The 14454-nt window shown below is 60.1% G+C and carries 8 protein-coding genes; 6 read left to right on the top strand and 2 right to left on the bottom strand.

Translation table 11 applies throughout. The features are described 5' to 3' along the window. Positions 1-158: 158 nt before the first annotated feature. From FHX08_RS25120 to trxA, 6 genes are all read left to right on the top strand, one after another. The gene (locus FHX08_RS25120; protein WP_132656218.1) at positions 159-2744 is read left to right on the top strand and encodes a PAS domain-containing sensor histidine kinase; all 2586 of its coding nucleotides are present in this window, start codon (positions 159-161) and stop codon (positions 2742-2744) included. Further along, a complete protein-coding gene (gene tsaE / locus FHX08_RS25115; RefSeq protein ID WP_184327732.1) occupies positions 2741-4252 on the top strand; it encodes a tRNA (adenosine(37)-N6)-threonylcarbamoyltransferase complex ATPase subunit type 1 TsaE in 1512 nt (503 codons plus the stop codon). The genes FHX08_RS25120 and tsaE overlap by 4 nt, the downstream gene beginning before the upstream one ends. Positions 4253-4264: 12 nt before the next feature. Next, positions 4265-4996: a nucleotidyltransferase family protein gene (locus FHX08_RS25110; protein ID WP_132656214.1), complete on the top strand. Its 732-nt coding sequence runs from the start codon at positions 4265-4267 to the stop codon at positions 4994-4996. Positions 4997-4999: 3 nt separating this feature from the next. Continuing rightward, positions 5000-8185 carry a double-strand break repair protein AddB gene (gene addB / locus FHX08_RS25105; RefSeq protein ID WP_132656212.1) on the top strand — a complete coding sequence of 1062 codons (3186 nt, stop codon included), beginning with the start codon at positions 5000-5002 and terminating at the stop codon, positions 8183-8185. Then, positions 8178-11723: a double-strand break repair helicase AddA gene (addA, locus tag FHX08_RS25100; RefSeq protein ID WP_184327731.1), complete on the top strand. Its 3546-nt coding sequence runs from the start codon at positions 8178-8180 to the stop codon at positions 11721-11723. Before addB ends, addA begins: the two co-directional genes overlap by 8 nt. A 75-nt stretch (positions 11724-11798) precedes the next feature. After that, positions 11799-12119 carry a thioredoxin gene (gene trxA / locus FHX08_RS25095; protein ID WP_132656208.1) on the top strand — a complete coding sequence of 107 codons (321 nt, stop codon included), beginning with the start codon at positions 11799-11801 and terminating at the stop codon, positions 12117-12119. 45 nt (positions 12120-12164) lie between these two features. Here trxA and FHX08_RS25090 read toward each other — a convergent pair whose 3' ends face one another. Next, positions 12165-13517: a bifunctional folylpolyglutamate synthase/dihydrofolate synthase gene (locus FHX08_RS25090; protein ID WP_184327748.1), complete on the bottom strand. Its 1353-nt coding sequence runs from the start codon at positions 13515-13517 to the stop codon at positions 12165-12167. Between the two features lie 31 nt (positions 13518-13548). After that, a complete protein-coding gene (accD, locus tag FHX08_RS25085; protein ID WP_132656204.1) occupies positions 13549-14451 on the bottom strand; it encodes an acetyl-CoA carboxylase, carboxyltransferase subunit beta in 903 nt (300 codons plus the stop codon). Positions 14452-14454: the final 3 nt, after the last annotated feature.

The raw sequence follows: 14454 nt of genomic DNA, 5'->3' as shown, positions 1-14454 counted from the left end.
AAATGCCGGAGCTTATTTTTTGGACGATCTCTTTCCGACGATTCCCTAACGAAGTATTGTTTTGAGACTTGATTCGTGGCGTCGGAGCTCTCCGTTTTCCACGAAAATGGGATGTCTTGTCGTAATGCGGCACATTGAAGGACGGAGACATACCGCGGATGTCGGAAATGAAACACAGCCTGCCCGGCCAGGCGGAGGATAGCGCTCACGCCGCTGACCGCCCGCTTCAGGCAGGCCAAAAATATAAGATTGCCGCGGCCCCTGTGACCGCAAGGCAAAAACAATGGTCTTTGGCACGTATTGCAAAGCTATGCGCTGCCGGCACCGCTGTTGCCACTCCGGCATGGCCGGCTCTGACCCAGCCGGCGACCAATGTCGGCGCATCGGCGCATCTGTTTACCTCCTCGCAGGTCGTTGGTCTTTCCGTCGTCATCGGCGTGATTTCGGCTGCGCTGCTTTCGACGCTGTGGCTGGTGCGTCAGCGCGGCAATCTCGAAAATGAAAGCCGAGAAATCCGCTCTGCGCTTTCGGATGCTCAGCAGCGCATTTCGCAATATCAGGCGCTCATTGCCGACAAGAATCGGCGCATCGTCATCTGGGACGGCGTCGCCCGTCCGGAACTGCTCGGCCAGCTTCCGCCAGAAACCGGCGCGCCGCAGGACAATGAATTCCTTGCCTTCGGTCTCTGGCTGAAGGCGCGATCGGCTTCCGAGCTGGAGCGGGCAATCGGTCGTCTTCGCGAGCAGGCGGAAAGCTTCGACATGGTGGTCGAGACCATCCGTGACGAGGTGCTCGAGGCGCAGGGTCGGGTTTCCGGCGGCCGTGCTTTTGTCCGTTTTGTTGCACTCAACAATCTGCGGGCGGAACTGGCAGAACTGAAGATCGAGCGCGATCGACTGATGAGCTCGATTTCCGCCTTCCAAACCATGCTCGACGCCATCGACATGCCGGCCTGGCAGCGCGATACTGCCGGACGGCTGACCTGGGTAAACCATGCCTATGGCGATGCCGTCGAAGCGCAATCGCCTCATCAAGCCGTCACCGAAGGCCGTGAAATCCTGACGACGGTTGCCCGTGAGCGCATCCGCGCTACCGCAACGCCGGAATCGCCCTTCCATGATACGATTTCGACGGTCGTACGCGGCAACCGGACATTCTTCGACGTGGTCGATGTCAAGGTTCCCAGCGGTTCAGCGGGTATTGCTGTCGACGTCTCCGATGTCGAGGCTGTTCGGGCCGAGCTGGAGCGGACGCTGAAAAGCCATGCCGAGACGCTCGACCATCTGGCAACGCCCGTCGCCATCTTCGACGGCGATCGCCGATTGCAGTTCTACAATCAGGCCTTCGTTTCGCTTTGGGAGTTCGATATCGCTTTCCTCGAAAGCAAGCCCGACAATAGCGAACTTCTCGAACGCCTGCGCGCGGCCAAGAAACTGCCCGACCAGCTGAATTGGAAATCGTGGAAGGAAACGGCGCTTTCCGTCTATCGTTCGCTCGATACGCAATCCGATCTCTGGCACCTGCCGAACGGGCAGACGCTCCGCGTCTTTGCCACCGCGCATCCGCAGGGCGGTGCGACCTGGGTTTTCGAGAACCTGACCGAACAGGTCGATCTCGAAACGCGCTACAATACGCTGGTGAAAGTCCAGGGCGAAACGATTGACCATCTGTCGGAAGGTGTTGCCGTTTTTGGCCCCGATGGCCGCATCCGTCTCTCCAACCCGGCTTTCCGGGCGCTGTGGGGCGTTACCGAATCGGAAGCTAAACCCGGCACGCATATCCGCGCCATCGGCGAAGCCTGCGCGCCGTCCTATGACCAGCCGGACGGTTGGAAGACCTTTGCCGAGCTGATCACCAGCTTCGACGACGAACGCCGTTCCAGCCAGGGAACGCTCGAACTGCTGTCTGGCCTCGTCCTCGATTTTGCCGTCACCCCGCTCCCGAATGCTCAGACGATGCTGACCTTCGTCAACATGACCGACAGCGTTCGTGCCGAGAGGGCGCTGACAGAAAAGAACGAGGCTCTGCGAAAGGCAGACGAGCTGAAGAACGACTTCGTGCAGCACGTCTCCTACGAATTGCGCTCACCGTTGACGAACATCATCGGCTTTACCGATCTTCTGCGCACGCCGGGCGTCGGCCCGCTGAACGAACGGCAGGCCGAATATATCGACCATATCGCGACCTCGTCTTCGGTGCTGCTGACCCTTGTGAACGATATTCTCGATCTCGCGACCGTCGATGCCGGCATCATGCGGCTTAACTACGCGGAAATCGATCTCGCCGATCTCCTCGACGACGTTTCCATGCAGATCGCCGACCGGCTGCAGGAAAGCGGCGTCTCGCTTGAGATCACGGCACCCGCCTATCTCGGCTCGATCGTTGCCGATCCGCAACGGCTGAAGCAGATCCTGCTGAAGCTTCTCACCAATGCTGCCAATTTCTCACCTGAAGGCGCATCCATTTCGCTGGAATGCCGCCGGGAAGGTACGGATTTCGTCTTCTCCGTCCGGGATCGTGGCCCCGGCATTTCTCCGGAGATGGTCGCTACGGTCTTCGATCGCTTCGCGACCGGCGCCAAGAGCGGAAAACGCGGCGGAGCGGGCCTTGGCCTTTCGATCGTCGACAGCTTCGTCAGCCTGCATAATGGCGAGGTCAGCATCGACAGCGAGCCAGGTAAGGGAACGACAGTCACCTGCCGCATCCCTTCCATCAACCTGCCGCATTCCGTCGCCGCCGAATGACGCAAGGCGACGTCATCTCGCTTTTCCTGGAAAACGAGGCGGCAACCAACCGCCTCGGCAACGATCTCGCGCTTGCGCTGAAGGCCCGCGATTGCCTGGCGCTTTCAGGTGATCTCGGGGCGGGAAAGTCCTCGCTTGCGCGTGCCTTTCTGCGCACCATGGCCGACGATGATGGGCTGGAGATTCCAAGCCCGACTTTCACGCTGGTGCAATCCTACGAGCTGCGCATTCCGGTCTCACATTTCGACCTCTACAGGCTCGGCGATCCCTCGGAGCTGACGGAGCTCGGCTTTGAAGAAGCGCTCGAAAACGGCATCTGCCTCGTCGAGTGGCCCGAAATGGCAGAAGGTGAACTGCCTGAAACGTGCGTCTCGCTGCGACTAGAACATGAAGGCGCCGGCCGTCGCGCCACGCTCACGGCACCCGAAAAGACTGCAGCTCGTATCCGTCGTGTGCTGGCGATACGTAACTTCCTTGCCGATGCCGGCTACGGTGACGCGAAGCGACGGTTTCTTATCGGCGACGCATCGCTTCGCGCGTATGAATCGATCTATCCGAAGACGGGCGATCGCAAGATCCTGATGGACTGGCCGCCGTTGCCCGACGGTCCGCCCGTTCTGGACGGCAAGCCCTACCCCAAAGTCGCGCACCTTGCAGAAAATGCTTATCCTTTCGTGGCAATCGCTGACGCACTGCGCGCACGGGGTTTTGCAACACCGGAGATTTACAAGGTCGATTACGAGCAGGGCATTCTGCTGATCGAGGATCTCGGCACCGACGGTGTGCTCGATGACGACGGGAGGCCAATCGCCGAGCGTTATCGGCAAAGCGTCGCCTGCCTTGCCCATCTTCATTCGATGCAAATCCCGCATGATATCCCGGTTACAGCCACGCACACGCATCATATTCCGGACTTCGATCGCACGGCGATGAAGATGGAGGTGCGCCTGGTTCTAGACTGGCATATTGCCTGGAAGCGCGGCAGCCCACCCACAGATGCCGAGCGCGAGGAATATCTTGCGATCTGGGATCGCTTGATCGATGCGCTGCAATCAGCTGAAACGAACCTGCTGCTGCGCGATTTCCATTCGCCTAACATCATCTGGCGAGGACATGAAAACGGCATTCGCAAGATCGGCATTATCGACTTCCAGGATGCGATGATCGGACCGACCGCCTATGACCTCGCTTCCATCGTCCAAGACGCGCGCGTGACGATCGAACCGGATCTCTTCCGTCAGCTGATGGACGACTATCTTTCGCTCCGGCAGAGCCAAGGTGTTTTCGACGAGGTCGGATTCATGAAGGCATGGGCCATTATGTCGGCACAACGCAACTGCAAACTTGCGGGTCTCTGGGTGCGGCTCTTGCAGCGAGACGGCAAACCCGGCTATCTGCAACATATGCCACGCACGCTGTCTTACCTGAAGGTGGCGCTGCAACACGAGGCGCTTGCCCCCTTGCGTGAATGGTGCGCAAGGGCTGGAATAGTACCCGTCGAATCATAAGATCGAATCAGCATGACTATCAGACAAGCCATGGTACTGGCCGCGGGGCTCGGAATCCGGATGCGCCCGATTACCGACACGATTCCGAAGCCTCTGGTGAAGATCGGTGCAAAGCCGATGATCGACTATACGCTGGATTCATTGGTCGAAGCCGGCGTCGAGCGCGCTGCTGTCAATGTCCATCATTTCGCCGATCAGATGGAAGACCATCTGAGAAACTATCGTGGGCTCGATATCCTTATTTCCGACGAGCGCGATGCGCTGATGAACTCCGGCGGCGGCCTTAAAAAAGGGCTCAAGCTGCTCGATCGCGATTTGGTCTTCGTTATGAATGCCGACCTGTTCTGGATCGGCGAGCCCGGAGGGCAGCCAAGCAACTTAAGGCGCTTAGCCGGATTCTTCGATGTCGAGCAAATGGATATGGCGCTGCTCTGCGTGCGCATCGAAAACACGACAGGGCATAATGGCAAGAATGACTTCAGCCTTGGCGCCGACGGCCGGCTGACCCGCTACCGCGACGATCCTTCCAATCCGGTCGTCTATGCCGGTGCGATCGTCATGAGCCCTGCGCTGCTTGACGATGCGCCCGAAGATGCCTTCAACCTCAACATCTATTTCGACAAGGCGATCGCCCGCGGCAGGCTCTTCGGCATGTTGATGGACGGCCATTGGCTGACTGTTGGCACACCCGAGGCGATTGACGAAGCGGAGGAAACGATCCGGCGGTTCCGGACGTTTGCATAACGGATGGCGGGAAGGCACCAGCCACGCATTCTCACGATCCCGTCTGGCGTTCCTTTCCTGAGAACGCTGGCGGCATCGCTTTGCGATGGTCGCCTCACGCCGCTCTTCCGGCATGACCCTTCCGATCCGTTGTCACTTGCCAAGGTGACAATCTATTTGCCGACGCGACGCGCAGTGCGTGTCCTGCGCTCGGAATTCGTCGATCTGCTCGGGGGCCGATCGGCAATCCTGCCGATCATTCGCCCGCTTGGCGAGACGGATGACGATAGCGGCTATTTCGACGAGGCGCTGCCCGCAACGATCGATCTTGCCCAGCCGCTTTCCAATACCGCACGGCTTCTGGAACTGGCGCGGCTGATCCTCGCCTGGCGCAACAAGCTGCCTGAGATCGTTCGGCATATCCATTCGGAGTCACCGCTCGTCGCCCCCGCGAGCCCGGCCGATGCCATCTGGCTTGCCCGCAATCTGGCGGAACTGATCGATTCCATCGAAACCGAGGACCTTGCATGGAACGAGCTCGCAAAGCTCGATACCGGCGATTATGCAGCCTGGTGGCAGCTGACGGCCGAATTTCTTCAGATCGCCAGCGCCTTCTGGCCTGATCGCCTTGTCGAGCTCGGTCGTTCCTCGCCGGCGCGCCATCGTAATGCCATCCTGCGTGCCGAAGCCGGCCGGCTCTCAACCGTGAAGCCTGCGGGACCGATCATCATTGCCGGTTCGACCGGCTCCCTTCCTGCCACTGCCGACCTTATCCGTGCCGTGGCAGATCTGCGCGAGGGCGTGATCGTGTTGCCTGGCCTTGATCTTTCCATGCCGGAGGAACATTGGCGCCTGGTCGCCCCCGATCTTCTGCCGGGCCAGCGAGCGAACCCGGCAAGCCGCACACATCCCCAATATGGACTTGCTGTGCTGCTGAAGCGCCTGAAACTCACCCGCGAGGATGTGCAGCCGATCGAAGAGCCGGATTCTGACCTCCGGTTCCGTGCCGAGGTGCTCTCCCGCGCGCTCACGCCGTCGGAAGCAACGAGCGGATGGGGCGCTTGGAAAAGGGATCTGCCCGAGGGAGCGGTCACCAGCGCATTCGCGGATGTTTCAATGATCGAAGCGGCCAATGAACGCGAGGAAGCGACAGCGATTGCCGTTGCCCTGCGGCTTGCGCTCGAGCGGCCGGGCCAGGAGGGCGAAAGCCGGGCTGCGCTCATCACGCCAGATCGCAATCTTGCGCGCCGGGTTATGGCGGAGCTCTCTCGTTTCGGCATTCTGGCCGACGACTCGGCTGGTACGCCACTTTCGGCAACGCCGCAGGGCACGTTGCTGCAATTACTGCTGGAGGCGACGCTACGCCCCGGCGATCCCGTTGCCATCGTTTCGCTGCTCAAACATCCACTTGCCCGCTTCAGGCTGGAGCGAGACTTTCTGACCGCCGCCGTGGAGGCGCTGGAGGTTCTGGCGCTGCGCGGCGGTGTGGCGGAAGTGAATATCGGATCGCTCGAACCGTTGCTCGACCACCAGCTTGCGGAACAAGCGCTCGACAGGCATGCGCCGGTCTGGCGCAAATCGCTTCCCTCAGCGGCAATCGATATGGCTCGACAACTTGCCCGGCAGGTCCAACACGCCCTGGAGCCAGTCGCATCGGCGCTGGCGCGGCGAGACGGTTACGATGGCCAGACGAAAGGCATCACGCTCTCACAATGGGCCGAACGAACGGGGCGCGCGCTGGAAAGTGTCGCCGCCGATGAACAAGGCAATCTGGCGAGCCTCTGGTCCAGCGAGGCGGGCGATGCCCTGGCAGGCCTGCTCGCCGAAATTATCGATACCGACGGCCAGATGGAAGCGGATGGGCCGCAATGGATCGATATCATGCAGGCGCTATCGGCCGGACATGCCGTCAAACCCGGCGCACTCAGCCACCCGCGTCTCTTTATCTTCGGTACTCTGGAAGCCCGCCTGCAGAATGTCGACACGCTGATCCTCGGCAGCCTCAACGAGGGGTCATGGCCGGGGCAGACCGCCAACAACCCCTTCATCTCCCGCATGATGAAAACGGAGATCGGGCTGGAGCCGCCGGAGCGGCGTATTGGCCAGCTGGCGCATGATTTCGAGATGGCGAACGGCACGCGCCACCTCATCTATTCACGTGCGTTACGTCAAGGCTCGACACCGACCGTCGCCTCTCGATGGCTGCAGCGGCTCCTTGCTCTCGGCGGGGAGCGTTTCGAAGCGCAATTGCGCGAGCGTGGCGCACGTTTCGTCCATTGGGCGGGCCAGATCGATCATGGCGATAGCCAGAAACCGGCGCAAAGGCCCTCGCCCAGACCGCCGCTAGAGTTGCAGCCGAAATCCTATTCCTTCAGTGAAGTCGGCCGGCTGCGCCGCGACCCCTATGCGATCTATGCGCGGCGTGTGCTGCGGCTTGACCCTGTCGACGCCTTCAATCGCGATCCTGGCCCGGCAGAACGCGGCATACTCTACCATAAGATCATCGACCGCTTTGTCCGCGAGGGTCATATCGCCGGAACGACGCAAGCGGCAGAGGCGATGGAAGTCATTCTGACCGAGCTCTTCGACATGGAAAAGCTGCCGCCGCATATCGACGCCGTCTGGCGGCCACGCTTCCGCGAAGTCGCACGTGCCTTCCTCAAGTGGGAAGCCGGGCGTCAGCCCGATGTCCAGAAGCGGCTGACGGAAGTAAGAGGCGGAGTTGAGCTTGATGGGATTGATATCCGGCTCACAGGGGTGGCCGACCGCATCGATATCAAAGGACCTGATAGCGCCGATATCATTGATTACAAGACCGGCTATAACCCCTCACCGACACAGGCCCGCGCGTTGCTCGACCCGCAACTTGCCCTTGAGGCGGCGGCACTTCAGGCCGGTGCCTTCCGCGATGCAGGCAGCCTTGTTCCCAATGATCTTCTTTATGTTCGCCTGCGGCCGGGCACACGTTTTCTGGTCGACAAGGTCAACAATGAGGAAGCGAATAGCGACAAGGCAAAGTCAGCCATCCAACTCGCCGAGGAATCGATCGATCAACTGGTGAAATTCGTTACCCTGCTGCAGTCGGGCGAAAAGGGCTTTACCTCACGGCTAATTCCCGCCCAACAATTCGATTTTGGTGGTGACTACGACCATCTCGCCCGCGTTGCGGAATGGGCGACAGCTGACCCGGAAGGAGGCGGCGATGATTGATCCGACCGCGCTCCCGGGAGCCGATGATCCCGGCACCTGGATCAGCTGGACAACGATCCAGCAGGCGATTGCCTCCGACCCCGCACGTTCCGCCTGGGTTTCGGCCAATGCTGGCTCAGGCAAGACGCATGTCCTGACGCAGCGAGTCATCCGGCTGTTGCTCGCTGGGGCGCGGCCTTCCGCGATCCTTTGCCTCACTTATACCAAGGCTGCCGCTTCCGAGATGTCGAATCGCGTTTTCGAGCGGCTGGCTGAATGGGCGGTTCTTCCGGACGAGGAACTTGCCGAGCGCATTACCCAGATTGAAGGTCATGAGCCGGATTCCTTAAAGCTTGCGGAAGCACGACGCCTATTTGCCAAGGCGCTGGAAACACCGGGCGGACTGAAAATCCAGACGATTCACGCCTTCTGCGAAGCTCTGCTGCACCAGTTTCCGCTGGAAGCAAATGTCGCCGGCCATTTCTCGGTTCTCGACGATCGAGCGGCCGCGACGCTGCTCGCCGATGCACGCCGCTCCCTGCTGACGGCAACGGCACCGGAGAAGGATCGCGATCTTGCTGATGCCTTCGCTTATGTGCTCAATCTCGGCGATGAATCGGGGCTCGAAAACCTGCTCGCCGAGATCGTTGCCAACCGCAATGCGATCCGCCGCTTCACGCTCGCAGCCGAGCAGCATGGCAACGTCGACCAATGGCTGCGGCGGAAGCTCAGAATAGCGCCTGATGATACGGAAGAGGGATTAATCGAGCAATATTGGCCTCTGCCCAGCCTCACCGGCGCGGCGCTGGAACTCTACCTGTCGCTCGCCACGGGAAAGGGCGGAGCGAAGGCGCAGGACGTTGCTGAAGGGCTGAGGCGGGCGGCGCGAGAAAGCGACGCCACTGCCCGCTCGCAAATTCTGGAGAAGGTTTTCCTGACCGCGAAGGGCGAACCGAAGACGGACGGGCAATTCTTCGTCAAGGCAATGCTCGCTGAAGCGCCGCAGCTTGCCGACATGATCGCCTCCGCACGCGCGCATATCGTCAACTGCCGCGATAAGCTGAAGATGATGCGGATGTACACGGCAACCCACGCCGCTCTCGTACTCGCGGATCGCTTGAACCGTGATTACGAGGAATTGAAGAAGCAACGCAGCCATCTCGACTTCGAAGACCTGATCACCCGCACCGCCGACCTGCTCACCAAGAGCGGCGTCGGCCCGTGGATTCACTACAAGTTAGACCAAGGCATCGACCATATTCTTGTCGACGAGGCCCAGGATACCAGCCCCATCCAGTGGAGCGTCATCCAGTCTCTGGCGGAGGATTTCTTCTCCGGCGACAGTGCACGGCCCGTGGTTCGCACGTTGTTTGCTGTCGGCGACGAAAAGCAGTCGATCTATTCCTTCCAGGGAGCACGGCCTGAACGGTTTTCCGAGGAGAAGGAGCGAACGCAGCGCCGGGTACAGAACAGCGGCCGTGACTTCTCGACTGTCCGCCTGCCGCTCTCCTTCCGCTCAACATCCGACGTTCTCCACGCCGTCGATCATATCTTCACCCCGCCGGATAACGCCCGGGGTCTCGGCATGGAACCGGTCGTCCATCGTTCGAGCCGTATCGGCCACCCGGGCGCCGTCGATCTCTGGGACATGGTCGTGCCCGATGTCGTCATTAAGGACGAGGACTGGACCGCTCCGTTTGACGCCACGCCCGAAAGCGCCCCGGCCGCTATCCTGGCACGGCGCATCGCCCATACGATTGGCAACCTCGTTGGCCGCGAAACGATTATCGAGAAGGGCAAGGAGCGCTTCATCGAGGCCGGCGATATCCTCGTGCTGGTGCGCAAACGCGATGCATTCGTCAATGCGCTGACGCGCGAGCTGAAACGGCGCGGCGACATTCCGGTGGCCGGCGCCGACAGATTGGTGCTTACCAGCCATATCGCGGTACAGGACTTAATGGCGCTCGGCCGTTTTCTGCTCCTACCGGAAGATGATCTCTCGCTTGCCGCCGTCCTCAAGAGCCCGCTCTTCGATCTCGCGGAAGAAGATATTTTTGGAGTTGCCGCATTGCGCGGCGACAATGAAAGTGTCTGGCAGCATCTCCGCAAATATGCCGCCGACGGTAATGAACGGTTCCAATCAGCCGTCACGCGGATGGAGCTTTTTCTCGCCCAGTCCCGAAGCCTTTCGGTGCATGACTTCTATGCACGCGTTCTCGGCAGCCATGGCGGGCGGCGGCAATTCCTGGCGCGGCTCGGCACCGAAGTCAGCGATATCCTCGACGAATTCCTGACCTTTGCGCTCGATTACGAGACGTCAGCGCTTCCCGGCCTGCAGTCCTTCATATCGACGCTGGAACTCGAAGCTCCGGAAGTGAAGCGCGAGCAGGACAAAGGAAGAAACGAGGTGCGCATCATGACGGTGCACGCCTCTAAGGGTCTCGAAGCGCCGATCGTCTTCCTCGTTGACGGCGGCTCCAAGGCCTTTACTCACACGCATCTACCAAAGCTCAGGCTTATCGATGCCGGACCGGACGAACCGCCGATACCGGTCTGGATACCGGTCAGCGATCTCGGCAACTCGCTTACGCTGAGCGATGCGGCCCGTATCCAGCTTCTTGCTGAAGAGGAATATCGGCGCCTGCTCTATGTCGCGATGACGCGCGCCGCCGACCGGCTGATCGTCTGCGGTTATCGCGGCGTGCGGCTGAACAACGATACCTGGCACATGATGATTTCCACCGCGCTCAGCGGGGACCATCCGCACGTCCAGAAAGCGAGCTTCTCAGGTCCTGATGGAGAATGGGAAGGCGTCCGCTGGCGCGTGCCACAGGTTGAGCGCAGCTTCGAGCGGATGGATCGCAGCCAGGAACAGGCAACCGTCGAAACGGTCCCGCCGGTTCTGTTCCAGCCACTGCCACCACAGAAACAATTGCCGCGGCCGCTCAGTCCTTCCGGCGCCGGCACGATCATCGATGATGAGGCTGACGATCTGCTGGTCGTCTCGCCGCTCTTCGGCGACCAGGCAGGCAGCGATCGCTCTCTGGAAAAGGGCCGTTTCCTTCACAGGATGCTGCAGGCCCTGCCGGACATGCCAGCGGAGGAGCGGGCCGAGGCGGCGAAGCGTTATGCCGAACGCGCCGCACGGTTCTGGCCAGCCGCTGAGCGACAGGCTTTGATCGATTCGGTTGTGAAGCTTTTGCGGGACGAAAGGCTCCAGACTGTCTTCAGTATCCATGCGCAGGCCGAGATTTCGATCATGGGAACCTTGACGCTGGAAGGCCGTAAATATGCAGTTTCCGGCCGGATCGACCGGCTTGCCGTGTTGACCGACAGCGTCGTTATCATGGACTATAAGACGAACCGCGTACCGCCTGTGTCCGAAGAGAAGATCCCCTTTGCCCACAAGGCGCAGCTTGCGATCTATCGGGAAATCCTGAAGCCGCTTTATCCGGCCAAACGGATTGATTGCATGCTGGTTTATACGGAAAATGCCACCATCCATACGCTCAGTGAGCAGGCCCTGGCATCTGCACTTGCGGGACTCAACACAAAGTGAAATATCGGACATTGAAATTCCGGCACCGCACCCTCACATCTTGTCCAACAGCAAATCCCGGTAAAGGAGCAGCCTATGGCTACCGTTAAGGTCGATATCAACAATTTCCGGTCGGAGGTTCTGGAATCCGCAGAACCCGTCGTCGTCGATTTCTGGGCCGAATGGTGCGGTCCGTGCAAAATGATTGCTCCGAGCCTCGAGGAAATCGCCACGGAAATGGCCGGCAAAGTCAAGGTTGCCAAGCTCAACATCGATGAAAACCCGGAACTGGCGGCCCAGTTCGGCGTTCGCTCCATTCCGACGCTCGCAATCTTCAAGGGCGGCGAAGTTGCCGACATCTCCATCGGCGCAAAGCCGAAGACGGCGCTTTCCAGCTGGATTTCCAGCGCAGCCTAAACATCTCGACAGTTGGATGCGAAAGCCCGGCAAATGCCGGGCTTTTCATTTGGGGGGTGTCCCGTTTTCCGCCAGCACATCGCCGACGAGATACAGCGAGCCACCGATCAGAATGCGGGGCGGTGGGGCCGCCGGGTCAACGGCCGAGGCGATTGCATCCAGAGCGTCGGTCACGGATGACATGGGTTCTGCTACGAGGCCGGCATCGTAAGCGGTGTTGGCAAGAATGACCGGATCGATTGCCGCTTCGCTGCCGCGAATCGGCACGGAATAGACCTTTTCCACCAATCCGGCGAAAGCCTTGAAATAGCCGACCGGATCCTTGGTGTTGATCATGCCCGAGATCAGGAACAGCGGGCGGGGTTGACGCTCTTCGAAATTCGCCATGGCTTCGGCGATCACTTCACCGGCCCCTGGATTGTGGCCGCCATCGACCCAGATTTCTGATTTTGCGGGTGCATGGCTCAACAGCCTGCCCTTCGTCAGCTTCTGCAGACGGCCTGGCCATTCCACCGTCCCCATCGCTTTTTCCATCATCGGCTCGGTGACGGTGAAGCCAGCAGCCTTGACGGCACGGATGGCGGCAGCAGCGTTGGCATATTGATGACGGCCGGGGAGGCGCGGCAACGGCAGATCCGCGAGACCGAATTCATCCTGATAGATCAGCCGGCCGTATTCTTCATGCGCCATGAAATCCTGGCCGAAGGCAGCGCTCGGGCAGTTCAGCCGCTCGGCGGTCGACATCAGTACGTCGAGCGCCGCATCATACTCCTGATGCCCGATGACGACGGAATGGCCGCGCTTCATAATGCCGGCCTTTTCCGCAGCAATCAGCTCCACGCGATCACCGAGATGGGGCTGATGATCCAGTGAAATCGGCAGGATGACCGAAACAGCAGGATCCTCGATGACGTTCGTCGCATCGAAACGACCGCCGAGACCGACTTCGATGATCGCCACATCGGCGGGATGTTCGGAAAACAGAATGAACGTCACGGCCGTCAGGATTTCGAAGACGGTGATCTTCTCACCACCATTGGCCTTTACCACTCGTCTTAAAGCTTCGGCAAAGACGCCGTCGTCAACCAGTTGGCCACGCCCGCCAGCGACACCCAGACGGTAGCGCTCGTGCCAGTTTACGAGATGCGGGGACGTATGGACATGAACACTGTAGCCGCCAGCCTCCAGCAGTGCGCGGCAAAAGGCCGATGTCGAACCCTTGCCGTTGGTGCCAGCGATGTGAATTACGGGAGGAAGGAGGCGCTCGGGATTGCCGAGTGCCTCCATCAGGCGCCTGATGCGGTCCAACGAAAGATCGTAGCCCTTGGGATACAGCCCCATGAGCTTTTCGATCTCCTGTGCTGCCTCACTCGCCGCGATCTGGCCTCTGTCTGTAATCGGCCTCGCCCTATCTTGTGAGGTCTGCTGCTCAGGCGCTCGCCGCCAGAGCAATCACCCCATTGGCATCATTTGCAGCCGAAACCGGCTTCTTGGTCAGGATCTTCAGGAGACGCGCCAGCGTCTCGGGAATGTCGTGACGCTTGACGACCATGTCGACCACACCGTGTTCCAGCAGATATTCCGAGGTCTGGAAGCCCTCGGGGAGCTTTTCACGCAGCGTCTGTTCGATGACGCGCTTGCCGGCAAAACCGATTTCGGCGCCCGGTTCGGCCAAATGAATATCACCAAGCATGGCGTAGGATGCGGTCACGCCACCCGTGGTCGGGTTGGTCAGAACCACGATATAGGGTTGGCCGGCTTCCTTCAGCATGTCGACGGCAACCGTCGTGCGCGGAAGCTGCATCAGCGACATGATGCCTTCCTGCATGCGCGCGCCGCCCGAAGCCGGGAACATGACGAGCGGGCACTTTTCGGCGATCGCGCGTTCGAAGGCTTTGATGATCGCTTCGCCGGCGGCCATGCCGAGCGAGCCGCCAATGAAGTTGAATTCATGCACGACCGCGACGAGCTTCAGACCCTGTACGTTGCCAAGACCAGCGAGAATCGTATCCTCCTGCTCGGTCTTGAGGCGGCTGTCGCGCAGACGGTCGATATATTTCTTGGAATCACGGAACTTCAGCGGATCTTGAGCGACTTTCGGCTGCGGCAAGGCCTCGTATTCGCCATTGTCGAACAGGTCGGCAAGACGCGCCTTTGCCGGCATCTTCATGTGATAGCCGGAGGCGGGAATGACCCACTTGTTGCTTTCCAGGTCCTTGTGGAAGACCATCTCGCCCGTTTCCGGGCACTTGATCCAGAGGTTCTCCGGCACTTCGCGACGACCCAGCATGGAATTAATCCGCGGGCGAACGTAGTTAGTGATCCAGTTCAACTC

The sequence above is a fragment of the Rhizobium sp. BK529 genome (genome assembly GCF_014194105.1).
Classification (GTDB): domain Bacteria; phylum Pseudomonadota; class Alphaproteobacteria; order Rhizobiales; family Rhizobiaceae; genus Rhizobium.
Note: the sequence above shows the minus strand (reverse complement) of the source record. Positions and strands in the feature narration are given on the sequence as shown.